The 18,142-nt window shown below is 68.3% G+C and carries 14 protein-coding genes; 9 read left to right on the top strand and 5 right to left on the bottom strand.

What is annotated here, in order from left to right:
* Positions 1 to 1,611: a right-handed parallel beta-helix repeat-containing protein gene (locus ENSA7_RS02095; RefSeq protein ID WP_106087504.1), complete on the top strand. Its 1,611-nt coding sequence runs from the start codon at positions 1 to 3 to the stop codon at positions 1,609 to 1,611.
* A gap of 29 nt (positions 1,612 to 1,640) precedes the next feature.
* Here ENSA7_RS02095 and ENSA7_RS02090 read toward each other — a convergent pair whose 3' ends face one another.
* Genes ENSA7_RS02090 through pcnB form a run of 3 tightly spaced genes read right to left on the bottom strand, consistent with a single transcriptional unit; the run spans position 1,641 to position 6,187 of the window.
* Entirely contained in the window at positions 1,641 to 3,827 is a 2,187-nt protein-coding gene (locus ENSA7_RS02090) for a VWA domain-containing protein (protein ID WP_106087503.1), read from the bottom strand.
* Between the two features lie 42 nt (positions 3,828 to 3,869).
* Positions 3,870 to 4,757 (bottom strand): class I SAM-dependent methyltransferase, encoded by an 888-nt coding sequence (locus tag ENSA7_RS02085; RefSeq protein WP_181232958.1) that lies wholly within the window; start codon positions 4,755 to 4,757, stop codon positions 3,870 to 3,872.
* A gap of 2 nt (positions 4,758 to 4,759) precedes the next feature.
* Positions 4,760 to 6,187 (bottom strand): polynucleotide adenylyltransferase PcnB, encoded by a 1,428-nt coding sequence (gene pcnB, locus ENSA7_RS02080; RefSeq protein ID WP_181232956.1) that lies wholly within the window; start codon positions 6,185 to 6,187, stop codon positions 4,760 to 4,762.
* 380 nt (positions 6,188 to 6,567) lie between these two features.
* On the opposite strand from pcnB, the gene ENSA7_RS02075 reads away from it, so the two are divergent.
* From ENSA7_RS02075 to folE2, 5 genes are all read left to right on the top strand, one after another.
* Positions 6,568 to 7,299 (top strand): hypothetical protein, encoded by a 732-nt coding sequence (locus ENSA7_RS02075; RefSeq protein WP_106087500.1) that lies wholly within the window; start codon positions 6,568 to 6,570, stop codon positions 7,297 to 7,299.
* 119 nt (positions 7,300 to 7,418) lie between these two features.
* A complete protein-coding gene (locus ENSA7_RS02070; RefSeq protein WP_106087499.1) occupies positions 7,419 to 7,841 on the top strand; it encodes a hypothetical protein in 423 nt (140 codons plus the stop codon).
* A 162-nt stretch (positions 7,842 to 8,003) separates the two neighbouring features.
* Positions 8,004 to 9,182, top strand: a complete 1,179-nt coding sequence (gene moeB / locus ENSA7_RS02065) for a molybdopterin-synthase adenylyltransferase MoeB (protein ID WP_106087498.1) — start codon at positions 8,004 to 8,006, stop codon at positions 9,180 to 9,182.
* A 2-nt stretch (positions 9,183 to 9,184) separates the two neighbouring features.
* Positions 9,185 to 9,832, top strand: coding sequence for a histidine phosphatase family protein (locus ENSA7_RS02060; protein ID WP_181232954.1), 648 nt, complete (start codon positions 9,185 to 9,187; stop codon positions 9,830 to 9,832).
* A gap of 51 nt (positions 9,833 to 9,883) precedes the next feature.
* Positions 9,884 to 10,684 (top strand): GTP cyclohydrolase FolE2, encoded by an 801-nt coding sequence (folE2, locus tag ENSA7_RS02055; RefSeq protein WP_106087496.1) that lies wholly within the window; start codon positions 9,884 to 9,886, stop codon positions 10,682 to 10,684.
* Positions 10,685 to 10,875: 191 nt separating this feature from the next.
* On the opposite strand, the gene ENSA7_RS02050 is transcribed toward folE2, so the two are convergent.
* Positions 10,876 to 13,236 carry an efflux RND transporter permease subunit gene (locus ENSA7_RS02050; protein ID WP_106087495.1) on the bottom strand — a complete coding sequence of 787 codons (2,361 nt, stop codon included), beginning with the start codon at positions 13,234 to 13,236 and terminating at the stop codon, positions 10,876 to 10,878.
* Between the two features lie 53 nt (positions 13,237 to 13,289).
* Here ENSA7_RS02050 and ENSA7_RS02045 point away from each other — a divergent pair, with 53 nt between their 5' ends.
* Positions 13,290 to 14,381 carry an SDH family Clp fold serine proteinase gene (locus tag ENSA7_RS02045; protein ID WP_106087494.1) on the top strand — a complete coding sequence of 364 codons (1,092 nt, stop codon included), beginning with the start codon at positions 13,290 to 13,292 and terminating at the stop codon, positions 14,379 to 14,381.
* Between the two features lie 74 nt (positions 14,382 to 14,455).
* On the opposite strand, the gene ENSA7_RS02040 is transcribed toward ENSA7_RS02045, so the two are convergent.
* Entirely contained in the window at positions 14,456 to 15,349 is an 894-nt protein-coding gene (locus tag ENSA7_RS02040; RefSeq protein ID WP_106087493.1) for a ribulose phosphate epimerase, read from the bottom strand.
* Positions 15,350 to 15,532: 183 nt separating this feature from the next.
* Between ENSA7_RS02040 and ENSA7_RS02035 the strand changes: the two genes are divergently transcribed.
* Positions 15,533 to 16,993 (top strand): hypothetical protein, encoded by a 1,461-nt coding sequence (locus ENSA7_RS02035; protein WP_106087492.1) that lies wholly within the window; start codon positions 15,533 to 15,535, stop codon positions 16,991 to 16,993.
* A gap of 11 nt (positions 16,994 to 17,004) precedes the next feature.
* A complete protein-coding gene (locus ENSA7_RS02030) occupies positions 17,005 to 17,736 on the top strand; it encodes a DUF459 domain-containing protein (RefSeq protein WP_106087491.1) in 732 nt (243 codons plus the stop codon).
* Positions 17,737 to 18,142: the final 406 nt, after the last annotated feature.

Here is an 18,142-nt window from a genome sequence, read left to right as displayed (position 1 = left end):
ATGCGAGATCTACCTGTCGCGCTTGGGTTGTTCGGTTCATGCCTGCTCGCTCCCGGGTTCGCCCAGGCGGCTGGCGTCTGCGACTGCGATCACATCATCGACGTCGCCACGCCCTCGGCCAACGGCGCGGAGCTCGGCATCGCCCCCGGCGCCAGCGTGTGTGTGCGCGGCGGCGAGCGTGAATTCCTGCGTCTGTACGAATTCAACGGCACCCCCGATCAGTGGATCACCGTCCGCAATTGCGAAGGCGTGGTCGAGATCGACAACGACGATCGCGGCTACGGCCTGACCATGGACGGCTCGCGCTACGTCCACATCACGGGCACTGGCGACACCGACCACACCTACGGCTTTCGGGTCCGCGCGTCCAAGGATGGCCCCGACTACTCGGCCAGCGGCGTGGCCGTGGGCGGGCTCAGCAGCGACTACGAGCTCGACCACTTCGAGGTCTACGAGACCGGCTTTGCCGGGTTTAGCCTCAAGACCGAGTCAACCTGCGACGGCTCCGCCAACCTCGGCAACTTCGTCCAGTACGACACCCGCGTCCACCACAACTGGATCCACGACACCCGCGGCGAGGGGATCTATTTTGGCAGCACCGGCTACGGCGGGCGCGAGTTTCAGTGCGATGGCGAGACCGTGGTGCTGTATCCGCACGAGCACCACGGCGTTCAGATCCATCACAACCTGATCGAGGACACCGGCTGGGACGGTATGCAGGTCGGGGTCTCGCCGGTCGATTGTCGAGTCTGGGCCAACTATATCCGCGACGTCGGGCTCGAGGGCGTGCAGTACCAGCAACAGGGCATGCAGATCGGCGGCGGCTCGCAGTGCGAGATCTGGGGCAACCGACTCGAGCGCGGGCCGACCAACGGGATCTTCATTCAGTATGCCGCCACCACCTACGTGCACGACAACCTGATCGTCGACTTTGGGGAGAGCGGGATCTACTCGAACTCGAACGGCGAATTCGACGGCTCGAGCTATGTGTTCGTGCACAACACGGTGCTGCGCTCGGGCGGCTGGGGCATTGCGATCTTTGGCGGCAATCTGGTCGGCAACCTGGCGTGGAACAACCTGGTGCTCGAGTCCGGCAAGGAGAACATTGCGCCGGGTGGCGACGTCGACTGGGACGATCAGAACAACATCGTCGACATCAGCGTGGCCGAGGCCGGCTTCGTCGACCCGGCCGCGGGCGACTTTCACTTGCTCGAGACCTCGGTGGCGGTCGGCGCGGGTCGGGCCGCGGGCGAGTGGAGCACGCAGGACATCGACAACGTCCCGCGTGACGCCGCGGCCCCCGACGTCGGCGCCTACGAGTACACGGACGAGCCGCCGCCCGGAGACGGTGACGGTGACGGAGACGGAGACGGTGGTGGCGACGGCGATGACGCTGGCTGGACGGCCGGCGAAGAGTCCGACGATGGCGGCAGCGCGGAGGGTGGGGGTGACACCTCCGGCACCGGGGAGACCGGCGCGGACGCAGGCGCCGACACGGGTGGCGCGGATCCTGGCTGCGGCTGCTCGAGCAAGGGCGATCCGATCGGCGGCGCCGCGCTGACGCTCGGTCTGCTCGCGCTGCTCGGCGTCGCCCGCCGACGCGACGACTGAGCTGCCGACGCCGGCGATCGGTCAGCCGGTCAGTCGCGCTCGTGCGCGCTCTGATAGTCCGACAGCACATCGGCGCTGCGGACCAGGTGCTCGAGCAGGGGATCGCGGAGCTCACCCGCGTGTGGCGGCTGCCCGCCCTTCGGCGCGACAAACTCGAGCGGGTAGTTGATCACATAGACCTGCGAGTCCAGGTTGCCGGCCGGCACGTCCATCGCCCAGGCCGCGCCCTCGAGGCACGCGAGCAGCTTGTCGTCGGCGTGGCTCAGGGTCGACTTGGTCAGCCCGGCCATCATCACCTCGCCCTTGCCGACCTCCATGCGCAGCTCCACGCGACCGCCCAGGATCTGGTTGCGGGTCAGCGCTTGGTTGTAGCAAGCACGCGCCCGCGGCAGCACCCGCGTCCGTAGCTGGCGCTCGATGATCGCTGAGTCGAGCTGCCCGGTCGGCACCCAGCCAACCCGCCCGGCCTGGGCCACGTTCATGGTCGTGGTCCGGCGCATGCTGGGCGTGTACCAATCTGGCAGCACCAGCCCCTCTTGGACCGCGCGCGGACGATCACCCTCGCGCAGGGCTGTCGCGAGCGCTTCTGGCCGCGGGTCCCGCTTGGCGAGGGTGAAGCTGGTCGAGACCTTGGTCGCGCCAAACCGCCCGCGCACAGTTACCTTGGATGGCGCTCGCCCGCCGTAGCTGCCCTCGAGCACCACGAAGTCGCCAGCGACGAGCCCGGTCGGCAGCGGCTCGTCGAGCACGACCGTGTCGGGCAGCGACACCGACAGATTGCCGAGCACCTTGGGCGCGGCCAGCAGCTCGTTGACCTGCGCGGGTCCAAGGTTGGCCAGGGTCTCGAGCGAGATCCTGGCGCCGAGCCCTGCGGCCAGATTAGCGATCGCATGGTCGGCTGGGAGCCCGCGCATGTTGAGCAGCGGATCATCGACGACGAACAGGATCTCGGGCCGCTTGGCCTTGCCGAGCGAGTCGCCGAGGGCCTTGGTGATCTGCTCGGCGCCGACGCTCGGCGGCAGCATGCCGTCGGTCACCACCACGATCAGCGGGTGCTTGGCCCCGCGGGCCGCGAGCTGCTCACCCGCGAGCTGCATGGCCGCGCGCAGATCCGTGCCCTGGCCCGCGACCGTCACCCCCAGCGAGCGCGCCAGGTCTGCCCGAGCCGGTTGATTGTCGGCCCGGGGCGCCTTGCCGCCCGCGAAGAAGGTGGGATCGATCAGCCGCTCCGCGTCGCGTGCGAACGTGACCGCGTCGAACGTGGTCGACGCGGGCAGGGCCTCTAGCAGCTGCGCGAACACCCGACCGCTGTCGCGGGGGAGCGTGGCCGAGCCCGACTGCGAGCGATCGACCACGAGCACCACGTGATCTGGCGTGATCGGCTTGCTCGGACCGAGTCGCAGCGCCACCCGCAGGCGCCCACCTTGGCCGTCGGGATCACGCGAGACCTCGTAGTTGCCGTCGAGCTGGGCCGTGCTGCGGGCCTGGGCCGGCCACTCGACCACGATCGCGTCCTCGGAGCGGGTGACCATGTAGGGCGTGCCCGCGCTGGAGCTGCCGTCGACCCAGAAGTTCTCGTCGTTGCCGAGGCCCTGCACGATCACCCGGCGCTGATCGCTGAGGTTGGGCAGCTCGAGGTTGCGGCGGGGTAGCTCGAGCTGCCAGCGATCGCCGCGAAGCAGCGGGAGCACGCGCAGCCGCAGCTCGATCTGGGTGGTGACGTTTGGATCGAGCCCAAACGCGACGATTTCTACGCCTGGGAGCTCGCCCGGGCCCGCCGCCTCGAGCTCGTGGGCGAACACCGTGCCAGGGTCCCGGCGACCGTTGCTCGGGCCGTTTGCGCTGGTGGCGAGCTTGCTGATCTCACCGGCGATCCAGTCACCGCCTGCGGCGATCGAGATCCCGGTCAGCTCGCTGCCGTGCGGCACGCCCAGCGCGAGCACCATGTCTTGCGGGTTGACGCTGGTGTTGGTGAGCGCGACGCGGATCGCCAGCTCGGCCTCATAGCCGGCGCCGGGGCGAATGATCGTCTCGTACGAGAGCTCGTCGATCGGCACGTAGCCAGCGTCTGGATCCGCCTCGAGCGTGTCTGACCGCGCTGGCGCGCCCAGCAGCGCGATGCCGCTCAGCAGCGCGACTCCGCCCAGCCTGGCGAGACGCCGCCGGCCGCTCTCGATCGCTACTGGGGTGCTCGTGCGGGACAGGCTATCAGGCACCGGGCCAGGCTAGCGCACGATCGTCGCGCGCGCCTGTGCGATTTAGCCAGCGCCCTTCGTGCACACGAACACCTGGACCTCGACGTCGCTCGACAGCGACAGGTCCAAGAAGTCCCCGGTGTGGCTCTCGATCTCGAACCCGACGATCCCCAGCAGCGCGCGGGCCTCTTCCGGGAAGATCTGCCGATGGGCGAGGTGCACGACCGACAGCGGCTTGACGCCAGGGCGCAGGCCGTCCCACTCCTCGTCATAGGCGTCATAGTAGATCCGCACATCGCAGATCTGGGTGTCGGGATCGTACTCGTGGTTGGTCGAGTAGATCATCTGTTCCCCGGTCCGCGGGTGCTCGAAGCGGGTGACCGCGTGGCGCTCGTGGGGATCCCAGCGCAGCCAGTCGAGATCCGGCAGCAGCACATCAAAGCCAAACGACCCGCCGGGCTCGAGCACGCGATACACCTCGCGAAAGCAGGCCAGCAGCTCCCGCCAGGTGTACAGGTGCATCAAGCAATTGAAGGGCGCGATCACCAGGCCGACGCTGTGATCCGCGAGGGGGATCTGGGTCATGTCGGCCAGCAGCGGCTCGATGCTGCCCGCGATCGGCTCGCCCGCCTGGGCCAGACGGTCGAGCTTGAGGAACAGGTGATCGAGCATCGGCTGCATGCGATCGAGCGCGAGCACGCGGTGACCAGCGCTCGCAATCGGGATCGCAATCCGGCCGCTGCCAGCCCCGAGCTCGAGGATCGTCTTGCCCACGCCACGCTCGTCGGCCAGCGCGCCGTACCAGTCGACGTCGTCGTGCTGGTCGGCGTACTCGAGGTCGTAGAGCAGCGGATCGACGTAGTGCTCGGTGGTCCCCCGCGCGAGCTCCTGGGCGAGCTGCTCCGCCCTCGCATGTTTGCCCTTGGCCCGCTGCTCGTCGCGCCGGCCCACGCTCAGCTCTCGCTCGCCGACCGCGGCGCGCCCGCCCGGCCGCGACCTGATCGTGAGCCGGACTTGGACTTGCCCCGCCGGCTCCTGCTGCGCTTGCGCTTGCGCTGGCCCCCGGCCCCGCCGTGGTCGCCACCGCCCGAGTCACCGTCATCAGGAGTGTCGGACTTGCTGTTTTGCACGACCGCGAGCTGGCGCCACTGATCGAGGGCGCTGCCGTCGAGATCCCGGGCCTCGACCGAGAACCCCAGGAACAGCAGCGCGTCGTGGAAGTACTGGCGCTGGACCAGCGAGGCCTTGCGCCCGCGCTTGCGGCTTGGCTGGATCATCCGGCGGTGAGCCATGAAGATCTGCCGGGCAAGCTCGCGGTCGCGGCGAGCCACACCCAGCGCGGCGCACGGTGGGGTCATGAGATCGTCGACGCGGACGTCGAGCTCGGCGCGGTTGGCCTCGAGCAGCAGCTGATCGAGCAAGGGCGCGAACAAGATCGCCTGGATCACGCCGTTGCTGGGCACGTGGCCGGTCTCGATCACGTAGTCGTCGAGGGCGCCGAGGTAGCGCCAGAACAGCGAGCCGGGCTGGTCCGAGGGCTGGGCTCGGCTGGGGCGGCGCAGCCCCCCAGCGTCGTCGTAGAGCTCCATGTAGGCCGGCCAGATGTGCTGAAACAAGTTGGCCTCGAGCATCAGCTCGAACGCGCGCTTGGCCGCCCCGCCGCGGAGCAGCTTGTAGAGCTCCTCGACCAGCCGGGCCCGGGAGCAGCGGGCGATGTCGGGGGCGCACTCGAGCAGCGCAGCCCATGACTGCGACTCGATCGTGAAGTCGAGGCGGGCGGCGAACTTGATCGCCCGGATCATGCGCACGGGGTCCTCACGGAACCGCACCTCGGGATCGCCGATCGTGCGGATCACACCGCGATCGAGATCGGCCACGCCGTCGACGAAGTCGACGATCTCCTGGTGCTCGATGTCGTAGAATAGCCCGTTGATCGTGAAGTCGCGGCGGCGCGCGTCCTGCTCGATGTTGCCCCACTCGTTGTCGTGGGTGATCAGCAGGTCGTCGCCGTCGGACTCGCCCTCGCTCGCCGCGTCTTCGCTGGGTATCGAGCGGAACGTCGCGGTCTCGATGATCTTCGAGCCGAAGAACACATGCGCGAGCTTGAAGCGGCGCCCGATGATCCGGCTGTTGCGGAACACCCGGCGGATCTGCTCCGGTCGGGCGCTGGTCGCGACGTCGAAGTCCTTGGGCTTGCGGTTGAGGTAGAGGTCGCGGACACACCCTCCAACGAGGTAGGCCTCATGGTTGGCCGCGAGCAGCTTGCGGACGACCTTCAGCGCCTCCGTGTCGATGTCTTGCAGCGGCAGCGGGTGGTTCTTGCCGGCGGTGTGCTCGCCCGGAGTGTCGTCGGGCTTCGAGCTTAAATTGTCGCTAGTCACGGTTTGGCCGTCGTCTAGCACAGCCGCGGGCGGACGTTTAGGGGCGGGCGCCAGGTTTCTGGCCAGCGGGCGCGAATGTCGCCAGCGGCCAGGCACCGCGCGTATTTGGTCCAGGACAGGCACTAGCGCGTTGTCTGAGCCAGATCAGGTGATCAAAGAGCACTGGCGCGAGTCGCAACAGCACACTATACAACTTATCAGGACTGGTCATGAGTTCCCCAACCCACGCGAAGACCGTCGAACGAGCCTGCGACGGTGAGCATTTGGCCATTTGGGGCCTCGCTGATCACTTTGAGCGGGGTCAGCTCGAGTCCATGCTGTCCGAACTGCTCGCAGAGCGCGAGTCACGCGGCTCTCGGGTTCCCGTTGTCAGTCTATTAATGCGCTCGCGCGAAGACGCGAGCTGGGTCGCTCACGCGATCGCCTGGCTGGGCGTGCGCGGTCGCCGGGTCGTGGTCCGCACCCGGGTGGTCATGCCCAAGCGCGTGGTCGCGGCCCTCACGGAGGCCCAAGAGCTGAACGCGGGTGTCATCGTGGAGCTCGAGGTCGCCCACCACAAGCCCGAGGTGCAGCGCGCCCTGCTCGGCGACCAGGCCGATCCCGCGGTGGCCTTGCTGCTCCAGGCCCAACACATCGAGACCCTCGAGATCCCGGTCGTCGCGCGGATCGGTCCGGTGATGCCGGGCATCCACGACCAACCCAACGGCTTCATGCCGCTGGTCCGCAACGTCGAAGCCGCGGACGTGCGCCGCGTGGTGGTCGTGGTCGGCCAGCTCCACGCCCAACAGATCCACAACCTCGTGTCGTGCCAGCGCGAGCTCACCATCGCCGGCTTGCTCGAGCTCGGGCGCGCCTACGCCGTCGACGCCATGATCCTGCTCGGCAGCGTGCCCGCGCCGGCCGACGGCGCCGTGTACAAGCTCCGCGCTCGCCGGGCGCAGGTGTTCGCGCACGCGCTCGAGCGCATCGTCACCGACTTGGGCCTCGAGCTGCCCGGCTGTGGGTGTCGCTCACACTGCGAGTTGGTGGCGCGGCCGTCGACCAACGGGTACGCCGCGGGCTACGAGTCGGTCATGGGCCGCGATCTGTTCGCCGGCCTCGAGCTGCGCTGACGGCGGGGTTTGTGGGCGTCGGCGGGTGGGTGACGCCCGGCGGTTAACGACTACACTCGCCCCGCGGCGGCCCGCTCCAACGGCGAGCTCCGACCGCGGGAACGAGACTCAGCGCGACGATGGCTTTTCAAGTTGGCTCCGACATCGAGGCGATGTGCAACCCCTGCGGGGACGTGTGGCACGTCGTCGTCGCCAAGGTCGGCGACAAGATCACCAAGGTCCAGTGCAAGCAGTGCAGCAAGCAGCACCGGTTCAAGCCGACTGGCGACGCCCCCGAGGCCAACCTCAATCCCACGCGTCGCAAGGTCGCGAGCGCCGGGCCCAAGACCACGCGCGCGCGCGCGAAGCCAGCTGCGGCGGCGGGCATCGTCCACGATCCAAACCTTCCCACGCGTGACTACGGGATCAGCGAGCGCTTCAGCCTCGGCGAGCAGATCCAGCACAAGAAGTTTGGAGCCGGGATCGTGTGCGGCGTCGAGGACAGCAAGATCCGCGTCAACTTCACGGAGGGCGTCAAGGTGCTGCTCCACGCCAAGCGCTGACTGGTGATCGCCGATCACTCGCGGAGTGATTTGGCGGCCGTTGACCGTAAATAGCTGATCGTTGACGATCTGGCCGGGTTCGGTCAGAGTCTGGCAGGTACCTGGCATGCTCTGAGAAGCAAAATCGTCGGGTCAGATAACCCCACGAAGAACAGGTAAAACATGGCGACGTTCAACGAGGTCCTGTCCCAGGTCAAACAAGGTATCCACGAAGTCTCGGCCGAAGACACCAAGGCACGAGTGCTCGACGGCAACGGGAGCAGCGGCCCCGTGCTGGTCGACGTGCGGGAGCGCGACGAGTACGAGCAAGGCTTCATCCCGACCGCCGAGTGGATCCCGCGCGGGTTTTTGGAGCTCAAGATCGAAGATCTGGTCGCCGATCGCGACCGCGAGGTGATCGTCTACTGCGCGGGGGGTGTGCGCTCGGCTCTGGGCGCGCGCTCGCTCAGCGAGCTCGGCTACACCAAGGTCTCGTCGATGGCCGGCGGGTTTCGGGCCTGGAAGAACGCCGGCTACCCGTTCGAGCGGCCGCGGGTGCTGACGCCCGAGCAGCTCAAGCGCTACAGCCGACACATCATGCTGCCCGAGGTCGGCGAGGCCGGGCAGGGCAAGCTGCTCGACGCCAAGGTGTTGTTCCTGGGCGCGGGCGGGCTGGGCTCGCCCAGCGCGCTGTACCTGGCGGCCGCGGGCGTGGGCACGATCGGGATCGTCGACGACGACGTGGTCGACGAGTCCAACCTGCAGCGCCAAGTCCTGCACAACATCGAGCGGCTGGGCATGACCAAGGTCGAGAGCGCGCGCAAGACCCTGCAAGCGCTCAACCCCGACGTGAAGGTGATCCCGATCGAGGATCGGCTCGACAGCTCGAACGTGCTCGACATCATCTCGCAGTACGATCTGATCGTTGACGGCGCGGACAACTTCCCGACCCGCTACCTGCTCAACGACGCCAGCCTCAAGCTGGGCAAGCCGGTCGTGCACGCGTCGATCTTCCGGTTCGAGGGCCAGGTCACCACGTTCACGGCCAACCCCGCAGACGGCGGCCCGTGCTACCGCTGCCTGTACCCGGATCCGCCGCCGCCCGGGATGGCGCCCTCGTGCCAAGAGGCGGGCGTGCTCGGGGTGTTGCCCGGCATGATCGGCACGCTTCAGGCCAACGAGGCGCTCAAGATCATCTTGGGCGTCGGTGAGACCCTGTCGGGTCGGCTGCTGGTGTTCGACGCGCTCGAGACCTCGTGGCGGACCATGAAGCTGCGCAAGGATCCCGAGTGCCGCGTGTGCTCGAAGCCGCCCGAACAGATCGAGCTGATCGACTACGAGCAATTTTGTAACGTGCAGTGAGCTTGGGTCGCGCCGATCAACCGTGGCGTCGGGTCGCGGACCAACGCGCGCTGGCGGTGTTGTTGGTCCGCCACGGTCGCACCTCGTTCAACGCGGAGCACCGATTCTGCGGCGGGCGCTCGGATCCTCCGCTCGATGAGCAGGGCCGCGAACAGGCGGCCGCGCTCGCCCAGCGATTTTCGGGTGAGGTCGAGCGGGTGTGGTGTTCACCGCAGCAGCGGGCCCGCCAGACCGCCGCGGGATTGGCGGCGGGATTGGGCACACCCGTGGTCGTTCCCAGCCTGCGCGAGCTCGATCAGGGCCTGTTCGAAGGCCACGACTTTCAGCCGATCCTGACCGAGCACGCCGAGTTCTTTCGCGCCTGGAAGCGCGACCCAACCGACGTCGAGATCCCCGGCGGCGGGGAGAGCATGGGCGCGCTGGCGCGGCGGGTGAGCGGTGGGATGACGGAGATCCTGGCCCAGCTCGGCGACGACTGGCGCGGTCGGGTGATCGCGGTCGTGTGCCACCAGATGGCCCAGGCCGCGTTCGTCTGTCACGCGCTCGAGCGGCCGCTGCGAGACTGGCCGCAGTTCCAGCTGCGCAACGCCACGGCCAACTTGCTGAGCTGGGATCGCGAGCGCTGGTCACTGGTCGGTCGCAACCTCTGACCGCGATCCGTCGCGTTTGTCCGCCCCCGGATCCGTGGTAGGACGCCGACGATGCAGGACGTTCAGGGCCTCTCAGACGACCGAGAAATCGCCCTCGACCGCGTCGGCGTCGCCGGCCTGAGTCACCCGATCGTCGTGCTCGACCGGACCACCGAGAAGCAGCGGACGATCGGCACCTTCACGATGTCGGTGTCGCTGCCGCGCGAGCAAAAAGGCACCCACATGAGCCGGTTCGTGGAGGTCCTCAACGACCATCACGGCGAGGTGACCATGCGCACCGTGCCGGCGATCCTTCGGGATCTTCGCGATCGGCTCGACGCCGCCAGCGCGCGGATCGAGGTCGAGTTCCCTTACTTCTTGGAGCGAGCTGCGCCGGTCAGCGGCGCGACGGCGCTGATGGATTACGCCTGCGCCTTCATCGGCGAGGTGAGCGAGCATGCCAGCGACGACTTCGTGCTGCGGGTGCGGGTGCCCGTGACCAGCCTGTGTCCGTGCAGCAAGGCCATCTCCGAGCGGGGGGCCCACAACCAGCGCGGCTACATCACGATCAGCGTGCGCACGGATCGCGATGAGCTCGGCGCTCCGCAGCTGGTGTGGATCGAGGAGCTGATCGACGTCGCCGAGCGATCGGCATCGGCCCCCGTGTATCCGCTGCTCAAGCGGCCCGACGAGGCCTTCGTGACGGTCCAGGCCTACGACAACCCCGTGTTCGTCGAGGACATGGTCCGCAACGTCGCGCGGGTGTTGCAAGATGATCGCCGCGTTCAGTGGTTTCGGGTCCACGCCGAGAACCACGAGAGCATTCACAACCACGCCGCGTTCGCCCAGGTCACCTGGGCCCGGCCCGGTTGATCGCGTCAGGCCCGGGAGCTAGCTAGATTTTTCCGCACGTCGTGCGACCCATGGACACAGGAAATGGGTTTAGAGCCCCCTCCCAGGGGGCCACACATGCGCCTGCGAACAAACAGCCCCGAGGAGCGAAGCGACCAGACGCGCCAGCGGCTGCAGTCGGCGAAGTCTAAGGTCCATGTGGGGGTCATTTACTAGCTGAGCCCGCGCCCACGCGAGAGCACGATCAGCGCGGGCAGCAGCAACAGGTCCAGGACGACCGCGAAGCCAATCACGCCGCCGCCGAGCAGCCCCAGCAGCTGCATCGGCGGAAACGACGACAGCATCTCGAGCGACAGCCCGCCGACGATCACGACGCTCGTCACCAGCACCGCCCGCCCGGTGTGCCCGACCGCCCGGCGCAGCGCAGTCTCGAGGTTGCTGCCGTCGCGCAATTCCTCGCGCGTGCGGACCATGATGTGCAGCGTGTCGTCGACCGCGATCCCCAGCGCCAGCGTCAAGATCACCGCCGCCAAGGGATCGAGGACCTGGCCGAGCACCCCGAGCATCGCGTAGCCCAGCAGCAGCGGCGCGCCGTTTGGGAGCAGCCCGATCAGCGCGGGCCACAGGCTCCGAAACAACACGGCGATGACGCCCACGATCACCGCGAACACCAGCACGAAGCTGTCTCGCACGTCGTTGGTGATCGCATTGACGCCGCGATAGGCGAGCAGGGCGGTGCCGGTCGCGTACGCTTGCACCTGCTCGCCGCCGGGGACCGCGGCCAGGCGTCGCGCGAGCTCGGCCTCGGCTCGATCCGCGATGGCGACGAACTTCTGCCCGCCGAAGTCGGGCATGCCCGCGTGGATCCGCAGGTGTTGGCCGCTGTCTCGCACGAAGCGATCGAGCGGAGCGTAGGCCGCGACCGCAGCGAGCCGGGCGTCGATCGCTGCGCGCGAGCTCGGCACGGTCGTGGGCTCACCGAGCAGCTCCCCAGCGCCCGCCACGATCGACGCCACGCCCTCGACCGTGCGCACGCCAGCTTGCTCGGCCAGCCACAGCTCGAACCCGTGGATCGCCGCGAGCAGCTGTGGCTCACGCAGATCCACGCCGGGCGGCGCACGCAGCTCGAGCTCCAGCCCCAGCACGCCGCCTAGCCGCTCGTCGACGGTCTCGCTGGCCACGCTGGTCGGGTGCGTGGGCTCGAGCAGGCCCGAGATCTGATTGTCGATCTCGACCCGTGAGGCGGGCACCAACGCGAGCAGCATCAGCCCCACGCTGCCGATCACCACCGCCCACGGTCGGCGGATCGCCAGCCCCACGACCGCGTCGACCCAGCGCAGCCCCGGCAACGGGGGCGGATGTCGATCGTCGCGCACGAAGGTCAGCAACATAGGCACCAGCACGATCACCGTCACGAACGCCAGCACCACCCCGAGCGCGGCGTACAGCCCGAACCCCCGCAAGATCGGCATGTCTGCCAGCGCGAGCGAGGCGAACCCGGTCGCGGTGGTCAGCGAGGTCAGCAGGCACGCCACGCCGACCCGCGAGCCCGCGCGAACGATCGCCTGGTCCCGCGAGTCCGCGCCCGCGCGGCGCTCCTCGTGGTAGCGCGCGAGCAGGTGGATCGCATCGGCGACGACGATCACGGGCAGCAAGCTGAAGTAGGCCTGGTTCAGCAAGCCCAGGCCCTCGCCGGTCCAGCCCATGATCCCGACCAACATCAAAGTTGGCAGCCCGGCCGCGATCGCGGGGATCACCACGCCGTGGAGCCGGCGAAACACGACGAACAGCGCCAGGCCGATCACCAGCAAGGTCAGCGGCACCAACAGCAGCTGGTCGCGCACGACCAGGCCCATGAACCCCGCGCGCACGGCCGGGACCCCGGCGATCTGCCAAATCAGGCCGACCTCGGCCAGCGGCTGATTCCCCTGCTTCGCCTGGTGGCTGGCGATCAACGCCTCGAGCTCGTCGACGACCGACCGGGCCCGCAGGACGTCGTCGGTCGAGAAGCTGAGCTCGACCATGATCACTGTCACGCTGCCGTCGGCCGACAGCAGCGTGGGCACGAAGGGCATGCGCTCGAGCAGCGCGCGGCGCTGCGCGGGGTCGAGCTGCGCGAGCCCGAGCCCCGCGGCCACGCTGGGAAACGTGGCGCTCGCCGACGCTGACCCAAGCTGTGGTGGCAGCGGCAGCGTGAGCGTGGCGATCGACACGACCTGCTCGACCTGCGACGCGTCCGCGAGCGCGCGACTCAGCCCGGCGATCGCGTCGAGCCGCTCGCGGCTGAGCACCCCGGCTGGATCGTCGGCGTCGCTCGGCTCGATCAGCACCAGCAGCGTGTCGTCGTCGGCGCCCCAGCTCGCGCGGTGGTCGACCAGCCGCTGGGCGGCCGCCGAGGCGTCCCCGTAGAACGCGGTCGAGGAGAAGTCGACCTGCAGCCGCGCGAGCCCCAGACCCGCGGCCGCGACCGCGATCGCCACGCTGATCAGCGCGACGCTGCGATGCCGCAGAACACCCGCGATCACCCACGCGAGCAGCCGAGTGGTTCGCGGGGCGCGCTCGCGGTCCGACACGGCCGGAGTCTACAACCGGACGGACCCATCGACAGCGCTATGCTCGGGTCCGCATGACCGAGCCCGAACTCGACACCACGCTCGAGCCGTCCGCGGCCCTGACGAACAGCGTGGAGATCCGCCGCCCGCCGATCTTGTTCAACCGCACCGCGCCGCTGATCGAGCGGCTCGAGCGAGCGCTGGGTGGCGTGTTCGTCAGCTACTGGTGCTCGCCCCACGCGAGCATGAGCCAGGCCGACGTGGCGGCGCTCGATCACGTGCTGCGTCGCGCCCGGGACACCCACGCTGGCTCGCGGCGGATCTTCCTGTTCATCAAGTCCGACGGCGGCCAGGGCACGGCCGCGCTGCGGATGACCAACATCTTGCGGCACTGGGCCGACGAGGTCACGGCCCTGGTCCCGCTCGAGGCGGCCTCGGCTGCGACCATGCTCGCGCTCGGAGCCGACGAGATCCAGATCGGTCCGCTCGGCTATCTGTCGGCCGTCGACACCTCGATCCGCCACGCGCTCTCGCCCCTGGATCACACCAACGATCGGGTCAGCGTCAGCCATGACGAGCTGGTCCGCGTGGTTCGTCTGTGGCACGAACACGAGTCCCGAGCCGACCCAGACCAGTCGGTTCCAGGAGCCGACCAGCCGATCCCCAACCCGTGGGGCAAGCTGTTCGACTTCGTGCATCCGCTGGTGATCGGCGCGGTCGACCGCGCGAGCTCACTGTCGATCAAGCTGTGTACGGAGATCTTGTCCTATCACTTCGCGGACCGAGACCGGGCGGCGCAGATCGCTCGTGCGCTCAATGCCGACTACCCCGCGCACGGCTACCCGATCACCCTGCGCGAGGCGCAGCGGATCGGCCTGCCCGCCAAGCCGCTCGCGCCCGAGGTCGAGGAGCTGCTGATCGCCCTCGGCCAGACCTACGCAGAGATGGGCCAGCGCGCCAACACCGACCACGACCCCCGCAACTATCACAGCAACGAGATCCGCAAGATCATCGAGACCCGGGGCTTGCAGCTGTACTACCAGGTCGACATCGACTGGCACTACCGCGAGGTCGAGCGCCGCTGGAGCTCGCTCAACGACCGCAGCTCGTGGCGAGAGCTGCGGCTGATCGCCGGCGAGGAGCACACCAAGGTCGTCCACCTGTAGTTCTAGAGCGCAAACGACGAAGGCCAGCGTCGCCGCTGGCCTTCGATGGTTTGGCGCGCAGGCCGATCAGCTGATCAGGCGCCGGGGATGATGCACACGCCGACGTCGACGTAGTCGGGCGGCGCGGTGCCGTCCTCGAAGAAGGGCGTGCACTCGGTCCCGCCGACGGTGCAGGTGGGATCGGTCAGGTCGCAGAACTCGGCGCAGCAAGACGCCCCGGCGCAGCTGGGCAGCACTTCGGCGCCCAGGCAGATGTCGCCGCCGATGCAGTCGTTGATGAAGCCGCAGGGCTCACCGGTGGGCAGGTTCTGGGTGAAGAAGGCACACACGAAGTTGCCGCTGAAGTCGTAGAAGCACGAGTCCGTAGCCGACGGGCAGTCCTGCAGCAGCGGGTCGCAGTTCAGCAGGCACAGGGTGATCGAGCCCTCGTTGGCGATCGAGCAGCCGAAGCCGGGCTCGCAGATCGGGTCGTCGGGCGAGCCGGTGCAGAACGAGGTGCAGACGCCCACGCCCTCTTCCGAGACGTTCCAACACCAGGTGTCTGCGTTGCAGTCGTCGGTCGACGCCGCGGTGCCGTCGTAGGTGCAGGGCTCACCCTGGGTGCCCTCGCCGTTGATCGGCACGCACTTGTTGGCGTCCCAGCCGCCGCCCGTGCTGCCGTATGCGACGCACTTCTCACCCTCGGGGCAATCTTGGGTCCATGGATCGCACTCGGCGATCGACGCCATGTCGCCGTCGGTGGGCACGAACCCAGCGGAAGTCGTGGTGGCGGGATCGCCATCACCGTCGCCGCCGAAGTCGCTGGCCCCGCCAGTCTCCGTATCCTCGTTGTCCGTGTCGGCGCTGCCGTTCGAGGTGTTGGTGGCCGTCGTGGCTGCGGTGGTCTGGGTGTCGACCTTGTCACCGCACGCCGACAGGGTCAGCGCGCTTCCAACAAGACATAGCGAAAGCAGTCGTAGAGTTTTCATGATCGAGTTTCTCTCTTGGTTCGGCTGGGTTGACGAGGGGCCACGCTCACCCGACGGTTCTCAGTATCTAAGACAGTTTCAGTAGTTTCCATGGTCCGCCATATCTGTTGTTTGTGAAAAAGCTCACTTTATATCGGCCAGTCGAGCGATTCTGCTCAAACTCGGGCGGTTAGCGTCCCGGTCATGCGCATCGCTCTCGCGCCTTCAGTCGCGGTCGGGTTTGGACTGGCCTTCATGTTCGCCTGCAAGTCCGAGCCGGGCGACGCGGGTGCTGCGTGCACCAAGAAAGACGATTGCGTCGACGGCCTGAGCTGCCTCGACGGCAAGTGCACCAAGCTCGACGCGCCGCCCGAGCCAGTGACCGGCCACTGCGCGAGCCTGGTTGACCTCGCCGGGGACTGGACCTTCGACACCACGGTCGTCGGCTCCGAAGACCTCTCGTCGCGCGGGATCAACGGTCACTTTCAGATGAAGGTCAGCGTCGACAACTGCGAAGGCAAGATCCAGCTGACCAAGACCGGCTACGACGACGTGGTGTTTGCGAAGAACAAGATCCAGGTGTCCGAGGCGGCGCTCAGCGAGTCGAAGCTGATCCCCGGCGCGATCGATGCGACCGTCTCGCTCAAGGGCAAGCCCACGCACACGATGAGCTTCATGGTTCGTGACGGCCAGCTGTTTGGCTACTACCAGTACATCGACGCCGAGTGGAAGCGCGCGGGCATCTGGGGCTACCTGCGCGGGGTCCAGGCCGGGCAGGATCTCGCCGACATCGAGGACTTCAGCGCGCAGCCGTGTGAGGTCCAGTGCCAGACCCAGTGTGACGCGGCGCGGCGGCGGTCCGACGCGACCCTGGACGAGCCGGCGCTCGCCGCCTGCATGACCGCGTGCGGGGCCGGCGAGCCGATCGTGGGCTGTGGACCCGGCGCGCCGCTACCGGAGGAGCTGCGCGTGAAGATCAACGGGCCAGCCAAGTCGCTCGACGAGCTGTGCAGCAAGGCGACGACCGGGCTGCTCGCGGCCGACGGTCTCGGCCCCACCGACGCCGACGCCCGCTGCGAGCGAGAGCCCCAGATCAAGGACCGACCCACCAAGCGCACCCTCGCCAAGCGGCGCCTGAACGGCTCGTTCAAGCACGCGCAGCTGCTGCAGATCGGCTACTTCGACGTGGGCTACACCGGGCACCTGATCCTCGCGCTCGAGACCGAGGCCGGGTGGTTTTGGACCGACTCGCTGGCCGACGTCAGCATGGCTGGGGTCGGTGGGGTCTCGGTGACGACGAGGGCGATGACCCTGCGCGCGCGCGAGCTGTTGTCGGGGGTCGGGCGCGAGGTCCTGGCCGAGATCACGGTCGAGATCACCGACTCGGATCTGGGCGTGAACGAGGTCTCGATCGACACGACCAAGCGCGCGATCGTGTGCTCGACGGGCGCGCCCCCGGTGTGCATGGCGATGGCGGTGGACTGGTCGTCCGAGCGCACGCTGATCGACGACAGCGACGACCGCAAGGACCATCCCGATCTCAGGTCCGAGCGCGGCGAGCTGTACCTCTCGCTGCTGCCTGGGGACCTCGTCTCGATCTCGGCCCCGGCTGACGCCCGCGCGACGGATCGCGAGCTCGCGGGCATCTACGCGTGGCCCAAGTGACACGACCAACCATGAACACGACTCGGACCACCCGGCGGGGCTTTCTCTCGCTGCTCGCCGCCGCGCCTGCGGCGTTCGTGCTACCTCGCAGCGCTCGCGCCGACGCGGCCACGGTCTTGATGATCGGCAGCAGCATGATGGGCGGGGGCTTTGGCCTGTACCTGGGCCAGGATCTCGAGCGCGAGTTCGGCTGCAAGATCGACCGCCGCGCGAAGGCGTCGTCGGGTCTGGCGCGCCCGGACTTCCACGACTGGTTCAAGCTCGGCGCCAAGGCCCGCGAGGAGGCCAACCCCGACGTCGTCGTGTGCATGTTTGGCGGCAATGACGGGCAGGGCATCTACATGGGCCGCAACGCCGACCCCGAGTGGTACCGCTATGGTGATCCTGGCTGGGTCCCCGAGTACCGCCGCCGCGTCAACGCGTTCGCCGACGCGGTCGCGCCCGGACGCGAGCGGTTGTTCTGGCTGGGCATGCCGCAGGTCGAGTCCGAGAAGCTGTGCAGTCGCGTCGCGGTGATGAACGAGGTCTACGAGGTCGAGATGTCGCTGCGACCCAACGCGCGGTTCGTCTCGACCTGGGATGCGCTGACGGTCAAGGGTGCGTACAGCGATCACGTGGTCGTCGACGGCACCCGCACCCGGGTGCGCTCGGGCGACGGCGTCCACGTGACCCCGAGCGGGGCTCACCTCTTGGCCGATTACGTGCGGCCGTACATCAGCGAGGCGCTGCGGACCCGGCCCTGATCGGACCACTCGTACGATCTGAGCCCGCCGCGCAGTCTCTGGCCGCGTGCGCGACCGGGACGACCCGTCGGTCGACCCGCGCGAGCGCCCAACGGTTTTACCGGGTTCGACGCGGCCCTGGCCTGCCTGATCGGTAGCTTTGAGTCTCCGCGGGTGGGTGTGTTCGTCCTGGTCTTGTCTCGAGCCGTCGTCGCTCACGGGCAGCGGTGATTCAAGCTCGACCGAGGTCGGGTGATCTAGCTGGCGATCACCAAAAACAACAATGGCGGCGCGGGCTTGGCTGGTCGCGGCGTCGCGCAGCTTTCGTGCCATGGTGGCCAACGGCCGACGGGGGAGCAGGGGGGCAGATGTCCCGGCGGCGGGCTCGAGTGCGGGCGGTCGGGCTCGGTCGTGCTCACGAAACTAA

The sequence above is a fragment of the Enhygromyxa salina genome (assembly GCF_002994635.1).
GTDB lineage: Bacteria > Myxococcota_A > Polyangia > Nannocystales > Nannocystaceae > Plesiocystis > Plesiocystis salina_B.
This window is presented reverse-complemented; position numbering and strand designations above follow the sequence as displayed.